The organism is Candidatus Chromulinivoraceae bacterium, assembly GCA_035478595.1.
Classification (GTDB): Bacteria; Patescibacteriota; Saccharimonadia; order Saccharimonadales; family Saccharimonadaceae; genus CAMLKC01.
Map to the genome: position 1 here is coordinate 14,058 of DATIJL010000010.1, position 16,702 is coordinate 30,759.

The 16,702-nt window shown below is 46.6% G+C and carries 16 protein-coding genes; all 16 read left to right on the plus strand.

Features of this window, described 5'->3' with window-relative positions:
- Positions 1-5 precede the first annotated feature (5 nt).
- The 16 genes from VLG36_02240 to VLG36_02315 all read left to right on the plus strand — a co-directional run bounded on the left by VLG36_02240 (position 6) and on the right by VLG36_02315 (position 16,697).
- The gene (locus VLG36_02240; GenBank protein HSW77592.1) at positions 6-902 is read left to right on the plus strand and encodes a hypothetical protein; all 897 of its coding nucleotides are present in this window, start codon (positions 6-8) and stop codon (positions 900-902) included.
- The gene (locus VLG36_02245) at positions 880-1,794 is read left to right on the plus strand and encodes a hypothetical protein (protein HSW77593.1); all 915 of its coding nucleotides are present in this window, start codon (positions 880-882) and stop codon (positions 1,792-1,794) included. Before VLG36_02240 ends, VLG36_02245 begins: the two co-directional genes overlap by 23 nt.
- Position 1,795: 1 nt before the next feature.
- The gene (locus VLG36_02250) at positions 1,796-2,425 is read left to right on the plus strand and encodes a hypothetical protein (protein ID HSW77594.1); all 630 of its coding nucleotides are present in this window, start codon (positions 1,796-1,798) and stop codon (positions 2,423-2,425) included.
- Positions 2,426-2,494: 69 nt separating this feature from the next.
- On the plus strand, positions 2,495-2,758 hold the full coding sequence (locus VLG36_02255; GenBank protein HSW77595.1) for a hypothetical protein: 264 nt from the start codon (positions 2,495-2,497) through the stop codon (positions 2,756-2,758).
- Entirely contained in the window at positions 2,758-3,411 is a 654-nt protein-coding gene (locus VLG36_02260; GenBank protein HSW77596.1) for a hypothetical protein, read from the plus strand. The genes VLG36_02255 and VLG36_02260 overlap by 1 nt, the downstream gene beginning before the upstream one ends.
- A gap of 12 nt (positions 3,412-3,423) precedes the next feature.
- A complete protein-coding gene (locus tag VLG36_02265) occupies positions 3,424-4,233 on the plus strand; it encodes a hypothetical protein (GenBank protein HSW77597.1) in 810 nt (269 codons plus the stop codon).
- A gap of 9 nt (positions 4,234-4,242) precedes the next feature.
- Positions 4,243-7,578 carry a kelch repeat-containing protein gene (locus VLG36_02270; protein HSW77598.1) on the plus strand — a complete coding sequence of 1,112 codons (3,336 nt, stop codon included), beginning with the start codon at positions 4,243-4,245 and terminating at the stop codon, positions 7,576-7,578.
- Positions 7,579-7,660: 82 nt separating this feature from the next.
- Positions 7,661-8,329, plus strand: a complete 669-nt coding sequence (locus VLG36_02275) for an HAD-IB family phosphatase (protein HSW77599.1) — start codon at positions 7,661-7,663, stop codon at positions 8,327-8,329.
- Positions 8,330-8,405: 76 nt separating this feature from the next.
- Positions 8,406-9,599, plus strand: a complete 1,194-nt coding sequence (locus VLG36_02280; protein ID HSW77600.1) for an acetate/propionate family kinase — start codon at positions 8,406-8,408, stop codon at positions 9,597-9,599.
- The gene (locus tag VLG36_02285) at positions 9,596-11,977 is read left to right on the plus strand and encodes a phosphoketolase family protein (protein ID HSW77601.1); all 2,382 of its coding nucleotides are present in this window, start codon (positions 9,596-9,598) and stop codon (positions 11,975-11,977) included. The genes VLG36_02280 and VLG36_02285 overlap by 4 nt, the downstream gene beginning before the upstream one ends.
- Positions 11,978-12,055: 78 nt before the next feature.
- Positions 12,056-13,378, plus strand: a complete 1,323-nt coding sequence (locus VLG36_02290; GenBank protein HSW77602.1) for an APC family permease — start codon at positions 12,056-12,058, stop codon at positions 13,376-13,378.
- Positions 13,379-13,401: 23 nt separating this feature from the next.
- Positions 13,402-14,079, plus strand: coding sequence for a hypothetical protein (locus VLG36_02295; GenBank protein HSW77603.1), 678 nt, complete (start codon positions 13,402-13,404; stop codon positions 14,077-14,079).
- 94 nt (positions 14,080-14,173) lie between these two features.
- Entirely contained in the window at positions 14,174-14,539 is a 366-nt protein-coding gene (locus tag VLG36_02300) for a hypothetical protein (protein ID HSW77604.1), read from the plus strand.
- A gap of 32 nt (positions 14,540-14,571) precedes the next feature.
- Positions 14,572-15,084 (plus strand): phosphatase PAP2 family protein, encoded by a 513-nt coding sequence (locus VLG36_02305; protein ID HSW77605.1) that lies wholly within the window; start codon positions 14,572-14,574, stop codon positions 15,082-15,084.
- Positions 15,085-15,111: 27 nt separating this feature from the next.
- Complete coding sequence (locus VLG36_02310; GenBank protein ID HSW77606.1) at positions 15,112-15,597, plus strand: hypothetical protein; 486 nt, start codon at positions 15,112-15,114, stop codon at positions 15,595-15,597.
- A gap of 26 nt (positions 15,598-15,623) precedes the next feature.
- On the plus strand, positions 15,624-16,697 hold the full coding sequence (locus VLG36_02315; protein ID HSW77607.1) for a DNA recombination protein RmuC: 1,074 nt from the start codon (positions 15,624-15,626) through the stop codon (positions 16,695-16,697).
- Positions 16,698-16,702 lie beyond the last annotated feature (5 nt).

Sequence of the window (16,702 nt, forward strand, 5' to 3'; positions counted from 1 at the left end):
GTACCATGAAACATTTGATCCGTAATAGCCTGAGCTCATTACTTCTTGCTCTCCTTATTGTTGCAGGCGGTGGGATTGCACACGACGCGCACGCTGCATCAGGTGGCCTGACGATTTCTCCTACGTCCGTAGATGTCGAAACAGCACCAGGCGGGTCATATTCTGGCAACATGCTCGTTATTAACCAAGGCGAGCTGGATGTAACGTACAAAGTGTACGCAACTCCATATAACGTTACAGGAGAAGATTATCAGCCTTATTTCACTCCTATCCAAGGTGCTACTGATATAACGAAATGGTTTAATTTTCCTACAACTGGTAATACGATAAAAGTAGGTAATCAGGACACTATCCCTTATACGATTACAGTACCCAAAGGAACGGGTGCTGGTGGTTACTATGCAACGGTATTTGCGGAAACGACAGATAAGGGAAGCGCAGGAGTGATCACTCACAAACGTGTAGGGATGATTGTATATCTGAGCATATCAGGTAATGCTATAGAGGCTGGAAGCGTAGATACGTGGAGCGTTCCTTGGCTGCAGCAAGCACCTATGACTGCTGACTTAAAACTCGCAAATACGGGTTCAGTTCATTATCAAGCAAAAGTGAAGGTTACGGTGAGCGATCTTTTTGGCGCGCAGAAATTTTCTTATGAGCGTGATCCAGAGATACTGCCGCAAAAGTTACGATCTATTCCTATTTCTTGGGATAATGGGGCAACCTACGGGCTCTTTAAGGTAGGCGGTGAAGTGACGTATCTTAATAGAACAGAGCAACTTCCCACTCGATATGTTTTCATCGCTAGTGTTCCAATGAGACTGCTGACTATTTCTATACTTCTTGCATTCATTATCGTGATTGTTTTGGGGAGTAGACGTGTGGCGATACATAAAAAATAGTATCTATGTAGTATTCTTGCTAGCTGTCGCGATCGGTCTATCCACTTCGCTATCTGTATTCGCGGCAACAAAAGTCCAGACTAGTATCTGTGGTGATTTTCTAAAACCAACTGTCCTTTCACCTATAAAGGGTCTGAAGACTCAAGACGCCTCGGTGCTTTTGAGTGGAAGTGCGCAGCCCTTCTTGCCTGTGGCGGTTACCACTGACAGTGTCGTGAACGGAATCACAACTGCAGCTGCGGATGGAACGTATGCTCTTCAGGTTTCGCTTCACGCAGGTGATAACACGGTTGTTGCAAGCAATGCAAATGGCTGCGGTGTTATGAAAGAATCGGAAAGTATTATTGTACACCGCGACGGGACGCCACAGATTCAGCAGGACGCTCCTGTTGTGGCGGTGAATCCTCAGCAAGTAAAAGTAAGTGTACAGTCAAGCCTTGCTACAGTGATACCACATGCACTAGGACAGTCTTTTGTGACAATCCCTCCAGGATCTAGTCTCGCGGAACCGGTTATTAAGCAACCAACGTCTGGAGAAATCTATGCCAGTAGTCGCGTATGGGTAGTAGGAACTGCGGTGTCAGACAGTGTTGTGACTATATATCTAAATGACGTGAGTGTGGCAAAGATCTCAGCATCCACAAAAGGAGAATTTGCAGCGGTGGTTGAACTACACGTAGGCGGCAATACACTTCAGTTAAGAGCTGAGAAAGATGGTGCAACTGCCACGTCTGAGAAAAGTGCTGTTACGCTTACGGAAGCTAATTCGGTAAATCCTCGTCCGTCTATCGGGTCGGTGTTGACTGTAGCAGCGGTGACAACGGCGACAGTGGCAACGGGTGCTGGTGGCCTCACATGGACCGTTCGGAGAATTAGGGTGAGGTTTAAATAAGATGTTACGGTATGCACGTTTCGTTATTGTAGGCGTCGGACTCACCATGGGAGTGCTTGGGCTATTTGCGACTACGGCTGTATTTGCTGATACAACCGATTCTACTGTGTATGGAAGTGGAAATTTCGGAAACTGTGACTACGGCTCTTGTACAATTACTCTTACGAGCAGTGGCATTGCGAGTATGGCCGTGGTGCCAACTCCTGCTGGAAAGTGCACAGTCCAGAGTGATGGGGTTTCTGTGCTCACCGATAGCACGACAGGTTACTCGCTGACGATGACGACTAATTCAATAAGTAATGCCATGACGAGTGGAGTAGGCAACATCACAGCTTCGAGCGGTACACCCGCAGTTCCTGCTATCTTATCTATGAATACGTGGGGATACCGAGTTGATAGCTTGGGATCGTTTGGTGCGGGTCCAACGACGACTCAAAATAGCGGAAGTATTCCGAGTGTGACGTTTGCAGGAGTTCCAGCGAATAATCAGACGCCTGCACAGATAGCCTCTTCATCGAGCCCGGCTAATCCTGCTGCCACCACCACGGCGTGGTATGGCGTATGTGCAAATTCAACGGTTCCATCAGGTAACTACACGACGACGATTACCTATACGGCGGTGACCAACTGATGAAGCGTTCCATAATCGTTATTGGTAGACACAAGAGTGAGTATAGAGAAGTAAGCGTTAGGGGAAAATATGAGTGATTTGAAAGATATTATCGACGAGCTCTCTAAGAAGGAATTGTCGCGTCGACAATTTTTAAAGCTGACTGGAGGCAGCTTCTTAGGGATGCTTGGTGTATTCCATTTGCTTCAGTCTCTCAACACTCCCGAGCAGCGTCTTGCGACAAGTCACCGGGAAGTTTTTGGCGAAAGAGAATATGGGCATCCGAGTGACGAGCAGATAAAGCAGGCGGGAAAGTTGCAAGCAAAAAGATTTGATGAGGATGTGTTCGGCTAATGGCTAGATTACCGATAGTTGGAGGAGATGCGGGTAACTGGGGTACAATCCTCAATACTTATCTTCAGGTTTCACATGCGGCCGACGGGACGCTTAATAGCGGTGTTGTTAGCGCTACTCAAGTAAACCTCTCATCGGTTGCAGGTGGAATGCTCCTGCGTGGAACGTTTGCATCACGTCCAACTGCGGCAAGCGGTAACAGCGGTATGTATTATCTGGCAACTGATAATAACGGCGGGACGTTATATCAGTCGAGTGGTTCTACTTGGATACAGGTTGGCGCAGGTGCAACGCATGGGGCGACGCACAGCACGGGCGGGCCTGATGCTCTGAGTGGCAATATCGATGCAATTGGACGCCTTGCTATTGCAGTCAGTGGTGTCGTAACTGGATCTCGAAGGAAACTAAACCTTATTCCGGGTACTAACATCTCGGTTACGACTGCAGATGACTCTGTGAACGAGAAGGTGGACGCCACGATTAGTATTACTGGGAGCGTTGCCTTAGTGAATGGAGGAACGGGTGGCACCGATGCGTCGACGGCGCGAACAAATCTGGCCGTGGCTCAGGCTGCAGGTTTTGCAAAGATGACTGTAGGAGCGGTTGCGCCGACCAGTCCTACAGCTGGTGATATTTGGATAGATACAAACTAGAAGGAGAAGAAAATGGCAATTACAACACTTGATGGAACAATCGCTGGCATGCAGTGGCCTCGCTACTTTGCAAAGGCAGTAACACCAACGATGGTAGCTGGACGACCACAGTCACTTTGGGGTCTAGCAGGAAATCCTGGAGCGGGCGCATACGACACGACGCTTAACGGTATTGCGCTTTCAAGCACTTCCTCGCAGGTAAACGGTCAAATTAACTTTGTAAATCCGGTCTCAGGAAATACGTACCTGGCGCGCCTCCAAGCCTCGGCGACAGTTGCTGGTACGTTACTTTTATGCGACAGGCTTTGGCATAACGGTGGGTATAACGTCACTTTAACGACCGCCCAGGCATCGACGACACCCACGTGGCCAGCACGAGATGCTTTTGGTGCTACGAACGGTGATGGTGTGCTTCTGGGACTTGAAGTTTCGGCTGCAACGAGTACAGGCACGCCTACGATTACTGTAGCTTATACGGATCAGGTTGGTACTGCAGGTTCGGCAACGAATGTAGTTGCTACGACCACGGGTGCAACCGCAGGCGCTTTTTATCCGATAGGACTCGCTGCTGGTGATACTGGCGTGCGCTCTGTGCAATCCCTTACATTAAATGCTACATGGACGAGCGGCACGATAAATCTTGTAGCTTATCGACCAATAGCAGCACTGGAGCTAACCAGTGCCAACACTCCTAACGCGATTGATTCTATCACAGCAGGTTTTCCACGATTATTTAATGGCTCAGTGCCATTCTTGGTCTTTATCCCATCAACCACAACAGCTTCGAACGTTTCGGGCCAAGTAATTTGGACTCAGGGGTAAGATAAACTCATGGCTCGATCAAGCGGTCTTGGTGGTTCGCCTCTTAGCTCGAGTCTATTTGCGCGTCGACGAACAAAAATGCGGACCATCCCCCTCACAAAGCAGGTGGCGTGGAGCGATTTTGATAATACTGAGCAAGTTGTTTTAAATGATTGGGTATTTGGGAATAGCCTTATTACAGTTCCTCGTGGACAGTATGCGGACGATCAATCTACGCCAATTTCTATTGGTGCGGCTACGTCAGATGGAATAAGTACTAATGTATGGCTTGAGTCAGATGTCTATACGGGACTGCCTACGAGTACCCGCGCGATGCTTGCTATTGAAGATGATTTGACGGGTACGGCATTTAGTAATATTGCCAATACATCAACACAGTCTCGCTATCTAAAAGAGGCTGTGCTTCCTACGTCGCGACGCGGTGGCGCATTGATCTACGACGTTAAAAATCAGCGGTTCATTCTCTTTGGCGGCTACGACGGGACATTAAGATATAACGAAGTATGGGAATTATCCGCAACCAGTGCGTATCACCGATGGAAGTTGCTCAAACCAACCGGTGCGCCTCCTGCTGCAAGGAATTTATGCGCTTCAACCTATGTCCGCGGAACTACTTCTGGTTCTGTCGATAAGGCATATATGATTGTATGGGGTGGCGCGCTGCCGGCAGATAGTAATGAGATGTTTTCGCTGGATGTTTCTACACCAGGAGGTGAGGCATGGACAACTATTACGCAGACGGGTGCACCATCCGCGCGAGATTATATAACGCATCATATGGCTGCGAAGACAACAGCATCAAACACAAATGACATATATTTGTTTGGTGGCTGGGCTGCGAACCGTGCGAGTGATCTTTCACGATGTACGTTTGATGTGAATGCACCCACGGCGGTCACATGGACGACACTTAAGGCAGATGGTGCTTCAGGAAACCCATCCAAACGTTCTGGTGCAGCAATGATATACGACCCAGTTAATGATCGACTTATTATTACCAGTGGTTATGACGGCACTACATATCTTAGCGATGTCTGGCAATATTCTATAAGTGGCAATACATTTACTCAGCTGACTCCAACGGGAACAACGCCTGCTGGACGCGAACTTCCGAGCGTCGGTTACGATAGTGTAAATCACCGACTTATATTAATGGCTGGCTGGCAGGGGAGCACCGGTAATGATCGTAACGACATTTTGCAACTTTCGTTGATGGTCGGTAGTGAAAGTTGGACGCAAATAAAGAGTAACGACATAAACAACCAGGGAATGTTTGCGTTCTCAAATGGTTCTGCGGCTGTTGATACCGTACGTAACATTATGGTTATTACGACATTGAACGGGTTTGATAGCACGGATAAATACGTCTACGCGTTTAATATGAATGACACATCTGCATCGGCTACTATTTATAGCCTGACGATCGAAGATTACATGAGGGCACGTGACGCGCCCGCGTATGTCTTTAACAGCAGTAGCCAAGAGCTATTGTTGATCAACGGCTATAGTGCGATGGATGATGATACGACGATTACGCGTGGCGAGCATGTTTCGGAAGTATGGGCGTATGATCGTACAAATAATAAATGGCGCTGGGCGCTGCAAGGACCTTTTGGTATACCGCAGTGTGAGGGTGGGTTAGCCATTTATGATTCAGCGAATGATAGAGTTATATTTTTTGGAGGTCTTCGGGGTACTTCACAGGTAAGTAATGATGTCTGGCAGCTAAAAGCTGATATCCACGGCATGTATAAGGCTACGAAGTTATCGCCTTCAGGTACATTGCCTCCGCAGCGCTGGCTGATGGCTGGATGCTATGATGCTGCAAACCATCGCATGATCATATGGAGTGGGCAAAATACATCAACTATTCTTGGAGATGTCTGGGCGCTTGATTTAACTTTAGGCAGTGAAACCTGGACCCAGCTTGCACCTACAGGAACGGCCCCTACTGCAGTTTGGCAATCATGCTATGCTTATGACTCTACAAATAGCCGGCTTTATGTACATGGAGGGTTTACTGGTGCTGGATATTCATCGCAGCTATTCTATCTCAATACAAGTACAACAAATTGTGCTTGGGTTAATACTAATGTGTCTGGCGGTTTAGCGGTCCGTGGTGCGGTGATGGGCTATGACAGCACCAATCAAAGACTAGTTTGCTTTGGTGGCTATGATGGTACTGTCGTGAACAATACCGTGCGATATGCAAGTACCAGCACGTTCTCATCGTGGGTGACGCAGACTACAAATAACGCCCCTGACGGCAGGCGAAGCGCTGGCTGCGGTATTGTTGGTAACTATCTTATTGTTACTGCCGGCCGTCCTGTATCTGGAGCGTGGTTTAGCGATACGCAGGAGCTTGACTTAAGTGTTATCCCTACGTCATGGAGTTGGACTTCGAAATATCCAAGTATCTACCAGGTTCTTGCGATTGCGCTAACTGGTTTGAGCCTGGGCAGCTATCACTGGCAGGCCTGGGCATCAAATGGAATCTCGCTTAGTCCGTACCAATCCTTTGGTGGAAACGGCGAGGGCGCAGCGGATTTTATTGTTGGTAGCAGTACAGCTGGTCTCCTGAAGACGTATAGTGGCTCAACCTGGGTTGCTAAGGCTGTTAAGGTCTGGAACGGCTCAGCTTGGGTAGTAAAGCCCGCCAAATATTGGGATGGATCAGCCTGGCAACTTACCACCTCGGGTGCAGGTATGGCGACGACTGTCGTGTTGGATGCCATTGGTCCGAGCTCCTCAGGGGTTGCCGTAACCGGTACGAATACACTCTCGTGGTCACATACTTGCAGCGGATCCAATAGATATCTTGTCGCAGCTGTAGCTGTCTCGAGCGCATCAACTACGTGGACTACTACAGCTACTTGTAATGGTACGGTGATGACTTCATTAGGACGGCAACAATCTGATAATCAGAACGATGGCTATGTTGAAATGTTTGGTATTATTCCACCCGTTGGTTCGTGTGCGATTGTAGTGACTTCTAGTAACACCGTCACGAACGGCTTTACCGGTGGGTCTATAAGTGCGACCGGGGTAGATCAGGTTAACCCTGTTCGTACTACTGCACTGGCGTATGGAATCGGAACGACTATACAATCAAGCTCTGTAGCTGGCGCAAGCCATGACTTGTTTATCGATGCGGCATGTTGTGGATCGTCGATCAGCACCTCAACTCAGACACTTCGAATACTGCAAAATCACGACAATGTCTCTGGCGCTGGTAATATAGCAATGTCAACGGCAGCGGGTGCAACATCTGTAGTTATGGGCTATAGCTGTTCGAGCGACTGGTGGGGAATCATTGGTATCGCGCTTCGTGCTGTTGGAACTTAGGTAGCTTACTTTTTTACAGTATTACAACATATTATTTACGCTTAAGCTTGCGTCTCTTGAACAACATACATATGCTATATGTATGGATTTAACATATATATTTGATTTTGATAATACACTTGTGAGTGTAGAGTCACTTGATGAGCTTGCCCGCATGAGTCTCGAGCGTGCGGATGATAAAGAAACGCGTCTTGCGGAATTTGTAGAAATTACAAATCAAGGAATGAACGGAACACTCGCATTTGACGAATCGCTTCGTCGTCGACTCGCAACACTCAATGTAACGCGTGATGATGTTCATAAACTCACAGAATTATTAAAGGACACAATCACCGATTCAGCACTTGAATGTGAAGAGTGGTTTGACGAGAACGCCGATAACATCTATGTGGTATCCGGTGGTTTTGAGGATTATATTATCCCAGTTGTTGAAGAACTCGGTATTCCTGCTGGTCATGTATACGCAAACCGGTTCGTCTATGACGATACAGGCATGGTGATTGGCTTCGACACCAGTTCTAATCTGAGTAAGCCACAAGGTAAAGTTCTACAAGTTGCAGAGCTTGAATTGCCAAGTCCTATTATTATGGTTGGTGATGGAATGACCGATTACGAAGTTCGCTCAAAGGGTGAGGCGGATGAATTTTGGGCATTTACACAGCATGTTGCTCGTCCCGTTGTTGTAGAACGTGCTGATCGAGTACTTGCAAGTTTCGAGGAAATCGAAGAAATTGCCGAGCTAATTAGCTAAACCTACGCAAAGTATATGCAGGTGTGACGTAGCTCACATGTAGAATTAGCATAAACTTTGTTATTATAAAGGGTATATGAATAGGGCGTATATCCTGACGATTAATGCTGGCTCGTCGAGCATTAAGTTTGCATTGTTTTCTGTAGAGGCTGACGAGCCTACTTGTATATTTGATGGAGCTATTCTTTCGATAGGCTGGCCTGGTGCTCGGTTTATGTTTGAAGAAAAAGCGACCGGCAAAAAAACCGACAATCCGGCAAATGCAGCTACATTCGAAGCGGCGGTATCCACCATTGTAACTTGGCTGCACCAACATGTGGCCGAAGACGAACTTCGAGCCATCGGGCATCGGATTGTTCATGGTGGTCCATATTTCTATGAGGCGACAATCGTTACTGATGATGTTATAAATAGCCTTACTGCGCTTACACCATTCGATCCCTTGCACCTTCCTAACGAAGTTGCGCTTATTAAGGCAATGTCTCGTGAGTTTACGAATGTATCACAAGTTGCTTGTTTTGATACAGCATTTCATCATGATATACCGCGGACTGCGCAAATTCTGCCGATTCCACGAAAATATCTAGCAAGAGGGATCCGCCGGTACGGTTTTCATGGACTATCCTGTGAATATATTATCAATGAGCTTCGCAAAGAGTCATCCGAGGTGGCTCATGGGCGCATTATAATTGCACACCTTGGTAACGGCGCGAGCCTTACCGCGGTAAAGAATGGAAAGTCAGTGGATACGACAATGGCGCTAACGCCAGCTGCTGGTGTACCAATGAGCACCCGCTCGGGTGACATTGATCCTGGTATTGTACGATACTTGGCAGAGAGTGAAGGCCAAACGGCCCACGATTTTGATAACATGGTCAATAACGAATCAGGCCTTCTTGGCATAAGTGAGACGACATCGGATATGGAAGAGATTCTGAAGCGTGAAGATGAAGACGCTCGGGCAAAAGAAGCAGCAGATGTGTTCTGCTACCAAATTAAAAAAAGTATTGGAGCACTTGCTGCGACGATGGGCGGTCTCGATACGATTGTGTTTAGCGGCGGTATGGGTGAGAATGCGCCAAAAATTAGGGCTAGAGTTTGTGATGGCTTAGATTTCTTAGGCATACATGTAGACCAAGCAAAAAATGAAGCAGCCGAAAGTAATATTGCAGCAACCGAAGGCCAAGTAGCGATTCGGATACTACACACAGATGAGTCAGTTACGATCGTTCGACAATCATGGAAATGTCTTCAAAAGGGGGAGCAATGAAATTAACGTCAGCAAAACCACTCAGCAAATCGTATTTACAGAGGATTGACGCATATTGGCGCGCAGCGAATTACCTTTCGGTAGGACAAATATACCTTTGCGATAACCCACTTCTGCGTGAACCGCTTCAAGAAGAGCATGTTAAGAAACTCCTTCTTGGTCACTGGGGTACGACACCTGGTCAAAACTTCATTTACGCGCACCTTAATCGGATTATCAGCGAACATGATCTTAGTATGATTTACATCTCAGGTCCAGGCCATGGCGGTCCAGCGCTTGTCGGTAATGTATATCTCGAAGGTACATACAGCGAGGTGTATCCGAGTATTACGCAAGACGAAGCAGGCATGAAAAAGTTATTTCAGCAATTCTCTTTTCCTGGCGGTGTATCCAGCCATGTTTCTCCTCAAACTCCCGGCTCTATTCACGAAGGTGGCGAGCTGGGTTATTCGCTCAGTCATGCGTTTGGTGCGGTATTCGACAACCCAGATCTTATTGCAGCGTGTATTGTGGGTGACGGTGAGGCTGAGACCGGCCCGCTTGCAACCGCATGGCACTCAAATAAGTTTCTTAATCCACTGACTGACGGTGTTGTACTGCCGATTTTGCATTTAAACGGCTATAAGATTTCTAACCCAACTATTTTGGCCCGTATTGGTCACGATGAGCTCGAAAGCCTGATGCGTGGATACGGATGGACACCGTATTTTGTCGAGGGTAGTGATCCTGAACAGATGCACCAACGGATGGCGACAGTACTCAACACAGTCACTAAGCAGATCCAGCGCATTAAACAGAAAGCGGTCGAGAACCCGGCGATGGCACGTCCGCACTGGCCGATGATTGTGTTTACCTCGCCAAAGGGCTGGACGGGCCCTAAAGAGGTAGACAACTTGGCGGTTGAGGGAACCTTTCGCTCTCACCAGGTGCCCCTCCTGGTCGGCGAGGGTGCGCCAAAAGAGCACTTAACTCAGCTCGAGCAATGGCTTCGAAGCTACCGACCGGAAGAACTATTTGATGAAAATGGTACGCTACTACCCGAATTAGCTGAGCTTGCACCGCGAGGCGACCGACGTATGGGCGCTAATCCACATGCCAATGGCGGCAAACTGCTGAGAGCTCTTAATATGCCTGATTTTCGTAACTATGCGATTGATGTGCCTGCGCCGACGGTTTTGCAGACAAGTAGTATGCGCGCGTTGGCTCCTTTTCTTCGAGATGTAATTATTCGCAATGAGGAATCCCAGAATTTTCGTATTTTTAGCCCAGATGAAACTCTCTCGAATCGACTTGGTGCGGTGTTTGAAGCAACAAACCGACAGTGGGATGGGGCATTAAAGCATAATGACGAGTTTCTTGCTCCGACTGGTCGAGTGATGGATTCTATGCTGAGCGAACATCAATGTGAAGGTTGGCTTGAGGGCTATTTGCTGACTGGTCGCCATGGTGTTTTTCATAGCTACGAGGCATTTATTCGCATTGTCGACTCTATGCTTAATCAGCATGCCAAATGGCTTAAGATGTCATCTGAATTGCCGTGGCGTGCAGACATTGCTTCTCTGAACTACCTACTGACCTCGCACGTATGGCGTCAAGATCACAATGGTTTTACACATCAAGATCCAGGTTTTATTGACCATCTCGTAAATAAAAAAGGTGAGACCGTTCGTGTGTATTTGCCGCCAGATGCGAATACGATGCTATCAGTTATGGACCATTGTTTGCGTAGTCAAAACTATGTCAACCTTATGATATGTGGTAAGCATGAAGAGGCGCCGCAGTTCTTGACTATGGACGAAGCAATCGCACACTGTACGCAGGGCATTGGTATTTGGCGATGGGCAAGTAACGATCAGGAAGAAGAACCGGATGTCGTTATGGCGTGTGCGGGTGACGTACCTACGCAAGAGACATTAGCTGCTGTATCTATCTTGCGTCAACATTTACCTGAGCTACGAATAAGGGTAGTAAATGTTGTCGATTTGATGAAACTTGAACCTGAGACGGAGAGTCCTCATGGTTTAAGTGACGTTGACTACGACTCGATTTTTACACGTGATAAGCACATCGTATTTGCCTACCATGGGTATCCATGGCTTATTCACCGACTTACGTATCGTCGGACTAACCGTAATATGCACGTTCGTGGTTATAAAGAGGAAGGTACAATTACAACCGCCTTTGATATGACCGTTCTTAATAATATCGACCGTTTTCATTTGGTGATTGACACAATCGACCGTCTGCCGCAAACCGGTACGAAGGGTGACTATCTAAAACAAGAGATGGAACGAAAACTTGTAGAGCATCGACAGTACATCGACAAGCACGGTATTGATATGCCCGAAATTCGTAACTGGAAGTGGGAAGTTAAGTAGTCTTAGCTCGTCGCCAGGGGTAAAATGGTATACTGTAAATATGTATATGAGGAGTCCTCTCGGGGCAGTAGGTAGGGTGTGCTAGGTCAAAAAAAGAAGATTGGTCTTGTTACCGCAACGGCTTTTGCCGTCGGAGCTATGATTGGTGGGGGTGTTTTTGTTCTCACGGGTGTTGCTATGCAACAGACTGGTCCCTCTGCTATCCTCTCTTTCCTGTTCGCGGGTATTATCGTGTTACTTTCGGCGCTGTCGTTTGCAGTCATTGCCGCAAGAACGTCGTCGAAAGAGTCTGGTTATGCGGGGATAGGTGATATCATGGGTTCACCTATCTGGGGATTCTTAACGTCGTGGTGTTTTTATTTGAACGGTATTATTTGTGCAGCATTTGTCCTTAATGCATTTGGTGATTATATGCATCAATTTGTAACGCCTAGTGTACCAACAATAAGTTGGGCTCTTATTGGGGCGGCCGTTCTGACTCTTGTTAATTTAGGACCTGCCAGTGCTATCGGCAAAATAGAAACTTTCCTTGTAACCGGAAAGCTGCTCGTTCTTGTGCTGCTTGTTATATTTGGCGTTGCACATTTCCAAACGAGTGATTTTAATAATTTTGCGTCACATGGTGTTATGCAGATTTTTGCAACAAGCTCCTTTTTGTTTATTGCGTTCCTAGGCTTTAACGTTATTACGAGTATTGCTGGGGATGTTGACGAGCCGCAGAAAACAGTTCCACGTGCAATTTTGTTGAGTATGCTTATCGTGACAATAGTATATATGGGTGTTGTTATTGCCCTTGTTGCAGGGCATATCTCTGACTATTCTGAAGCAAGTGTGGGTGTGGCGGCGCAACACCTTATTGGGCCTGTTGGAGGTGGGCTTATTGTGGCGGGCGCACTCGTATCAACGTTATCTGCAGCGAATGCAAACATCTTAGGTTCATCAGAAATTATGGTTCGTCTCGCGCATCGTAAGCAAGTACCAACACGTCTGGGTCATTTGTGGCACGGTCATCCGTATATGAGTGTCATCGCCGGTGCGGGTCTGTATTGTTTGTTAATTATAACCCGACAGACTAATATGGTGATTGGTCTTGCTAATACGACAGCTATTGTTGCGTTGCTTATTGTCAACGCCGCCGCAGTACGAGTACTTATGAAACATCATCGTAGTGGGCTTCGTCTGCCAGGTAAAGGGCTATTGCCAGTCTTGGGTGGACTTGGGGCTGCCGTCCAATTTGTATTTATACCACTCCCAACTCTTATAGTCGGTATTGGACTTATTGGGATTGGCTCGCTAGTGTACACGGTTCGCGAACGGTACTTTTTGCCAAAACATCATCGCCAAATTACGCAGGTGGTGCAGGACGTCGATGGGCCACTGGCGCGCACACTTAAAACATAATAGGCATGGTATAATTTGGCATAATGAATACCATTCTCGATACCCTTCACATTCGTAAATATTTCAGACGCACGCATGATCCCATTTGGCAATTACAGCTTGGCGTTGTATTCGTTATTGCGCTGCAATATTTTACAGACAGTTCTTTTTTGCCATATGATAAGTTTCTAGTTATCGCCCTTGAGGCTGTGCTGATGATAGCGCTGGCGATTGTGACGACGGACGGCTATCATGACGTGTCGCGACCTCGTCGAACGCTTGCCGTGGTTTTAGTCGGTATCATCGCGGCAATTAACATCTTTTCTCTTATTTTCTTAGTAAGAGCTTTGCTGATTGGTGGAACACGCTTGCCGGGTGTTGAGCTGCTCGCAAATGGGTTTACGATTTATACGACCAATATATTTATGTTTGCTATGTTGTATTGGGAAATGGACGGCGGTGGTCCGGAACGGCGCGTACGTAACGAGAAACAACGTGATTTTCTTTTCCCGCAGATGATACATCATTATTTTGGCGATGAACATTGGCTTCCGGGTTTTGTAGATTATTTATATCTTTCAACCACGAACGTCACTAACTTTGCATCCGCTGATACGGTGCCACTAACGCACCGGTCTAAACTCCTTATGATGATACAGGCGTTCGTTTCGGTTGTTGCCGTAGTGCTTGTAGCGGCGCATGCGATTAGTATCCTCCGCTAGCTAGTTGTTGAAAACACATTTTTTTCACGTCTTTTCACGTCTTATAATAAAAGTATAAGCGTTATCTTAAAGACCCGCTTATAGGAGGTTGAACATGCGAATATCAACCAAGACACTTGCATCACTGCTACTGGTTACAGCCGTAGCAGTGGCGGCGCCAGGCATTGGTAAGAGGCCTGGTGTACGTCGCAGGCAGGAATCGCAGTTTGACCGTCTTTTACAGCGTCATGATAGAAAAGCAGAGCTTCGTGCGGAAGTTTTGGGTATCGCTCCATATAAATTGAAGGAAATGCAAAAAAAGATGGCTTTTGAGGAAATTACTCGTCAGAGTGGTTTTACAAGCGTACGAGGTTTTCGATTTGCTTTACTCGGCAAATTAAAAGACGAGCTCCATCATCGTGGCTGGACTCCGCAGCGGATAGAACGATATGTTGTAGCGCGTAGCAGTCGATTGGGCTAGGTGGGGCGGACTTTTTCGTCTATACTACAAATATGACAGCACAGTTTATCATCAAGCTCTTCGCAGACGGTGCGATTGTCCCTATTGTTATTATTGCAGGTTATGCATTGCTATTTTTAATACCCAAGGGAAAGCGTTTTGAGGCGTATGCACGAATTATCATGGCAGGTCTTACTGCATATCTTTTAGCAAAACTTGTCGCCTCTATCTACCAACCGGTTGGTGAACGACCCTTTGAAGTGCTAGGTGTCAAGCCTGGTGCGTTATATCTGAATAATCCGGGTTTTCCGTCTGACCATGCGTTGTTTACGACATTTCTTACTCTTGCCGTCTGGTTCGAGACGCGACGAAAAGGCCTTGCAATTACAATGGCAATCTTGACAGTAACAGTATGTGTAGGTAGGGTATTGGCACTTGTTCACACGCCGCTGGATATTGTCGGTGGGGTTGTCATCGCCTCAGTAGGTGCCCTTTGGTATCTGCAAAAAACTAATAAGCTTATTAAGACAAACTCTGGCAAAAAAGACAAAAAGCCATTACAATAACTTTATTATTGTTTTGGGGAGTAGAGCATGGCCGAGAATTACGATGAGGATAGGCAAACATCTATAATGCCAATGGCGGGTAAAAAAGTCTTAAGCGCTTTTGTGTTGGGCGCTGTCGTTGGTCTTTTTGTGTGGGGACTGACATTTATTTTAGACACTTACGTCTTACGAATGGTTTTATGTCATGGTAATCAGACGACTGTATGTAGCCCGGCGTCTCAGTACGCGGAGTCGATCGCGAGTGTTCTGGGTGCCGGCGTGGGCCTCTTCTTTTTAGTGAAGCTTGAAATTTTTCGTCCGCTTCTTATTGCTATTGGGGCAGTTGTGGGCCTATGGGGAATTGTTGGATTGGCAGACTTACTACCTTGGTACGGCGTAGCTCTTTCGACGATATTCTTGTACGCAGTTGCATATGCCGCATTTGCCTGGATAGCGCGACTTCGTGTCTTTTGGTTTGTCGTGCTGTTGTTCATCGTTACGATAGTCGGCATTCGATACGTCTTCAGCCTCTAGTATAAAGATACTGTTATACTTAAAGCATGAGTGAAATATTTTTATGGGTTATTCTTGCTATTGTTGTAGTCGGATTTGTGGCAGTTATATTTTTTTTGAACCAACGTTTGCGAGAACTTAAGAACAGTAGTGCTGTAGAGATGGTTAAATCAGACGTTACTGAGTTGACGCGTAGTATTGCAGCTTTGCAACAAACGATGGGGGATAAGTTAGAGCGTAATGGCAATACAGTACAGCAGTCAGTACAAAAGCAGCTTAGTGAAAGCGCTAAGCTTATTGCGGATGTTACGCAACGACTTACAAAATTAGACGAAACAAACCGTCGCGTGATAGACGTTGCTGATGAACTCAAAACCTTACAGAATGTTCTGCAAAATCCAAAACAGCGTGGTGTGTTCGGTGAGTACTACCTGCAATCTGTACTAGAAAACGTATTGCCGCCAGGACAGTTTCAGATGCAGTATCGTTTTAGTGATGGTGAGATTGTGGACGCTGCAATATTTTTGGATAAGGGTAAAGTTCTCTCTATAGACAGTAAGTTTAGCCTTGAAAACTACAACCGTTTTATTGAAACACGAGATAAGCCCGAGCGTGATAAATTGCTACAAAAAATAAAAATGGACTTAAAGGGCCGTATTGATGAAACGAGCAAGTATATTCGCCCGAGTGAAAATACGATGGATTTTGCTTTCATGTTTATTCCAAGTGAATCGTTATACTATGACCTGCTAATAAATAATGTTGGTGCTGCCGGTAGTTCGCGGGATCTTATTGAGTATGCTTTTCGTGACCGACACGTTATTATCGTGAGCCCGACAAGCTTTATGGCATATCTTCAAACGGTACTGCAAGGTCTACGAAGCCTCCAGATTGAAGAGCAGGCCAAGGATATTCAAATTCGAGTTGGTAAGCTTGGCCAGCATATTGGTAAGTTCGAGCAGTATATGCAAAAGCTCGGCAGCGCACTTAGCACGACCGTTAATCACTATAATGCCGCTCATAAAGAACTAGGCAAAGTTGATAAAGATATAGTTAAGATTGCGGGTAATGACTCGTCGGTTGAACCACAACTGCTCGACCGTCCACGCGACGATGAATAGTTACA

Coding starts and splice junctions, on each gene's coding strand:
- VLG36_02240 (HSW77592.1), top strand. CDS start 6: ATGAAACATTTGATCCGTAATAGCCTGAGCTCATTACTTCTTGCTCTC.
- VLG36_02250 (HSW77594.1), top strand. CDS start 1,796: ATGTTACGGTATGCACGTTTCGTTATTGTAGGCGTCGGACTCACCATG.
- VLG36_02255 (HSW77595.1), top strand. CDS start 2,495: ATGAGTGATTTGAAAGATATTATCGACGAGCTCTCTAAGAAGGAATTG.
- VLG36_02260 (HSW77596.1), top strand. CDS start 2,758: ATGGCTAGATTACCGATAGTTGGAGGAGATGCGGGTAACTGGGGTACA.
- VLG36_02265 (HSW77597.1), top strand. CDS start 3,424: ATGGCAATTACAACACTTGATGGAACAATCGCTGGCATGCAGTGGCCT.
- VLG36_02270 (HSW77598.1), top strand. CDS start 4,243: ATGGCTCGATCAAGCGGTCTTGGTGGTTCGCCTCTTAGCTCGAGTCTA.
- VLG36_02275 (HSW77599.1), top strand. CDS start 7,661: ATGGATTTAACATATATATTTGATTTTGATAATACACTTGTGAGTGTA.
- VLG36_02280 (HSW77600.1), top strand. CDS start 8,406: ATGAATAGGGCGTATATCCTGACGATTAATGCTGGCTCGTCGAGCATT.
- VLG36_02285 (HSW77601.1), top strand. CDS start 9,596: ATGAAATTAACGTCAGCAAAACCACTCAGCAAATCGTATTTACAGAGG.
- VLG36_02295 (HSW77603.1), top strand. CDS start 13,402: ATGAATACCATTCTCGATACCCTTCACATTCGTAAATATTTCAGACGC.
- VLG36_02300 (HSW77604.1), top strand. CDS start 14,174: ATGCGAATATCAACCAAGACACTTGCATCACTGCTACTGGTTACAGCC.
- VLG36_02305 (HSW77605.1), top strand. CDS start 14,572: ATGACAGCACAGTTTATCATCAAGCTCTTCGCAGACGGTGCGATTGTC.
- VLG36_02310 (HSW77606.1), top strand. CDS start 15,112: ATGGCCGAGAATTACGATGAGGATAGGCAAACATCTATAATGCCAATG.
- VLG36_02315 (HSW77607.1), top strand. CDS start 15,624: ATGAGTGAAATATTTTTATGGGTTATTCTTGCTATTGTTGTAGTCGGA.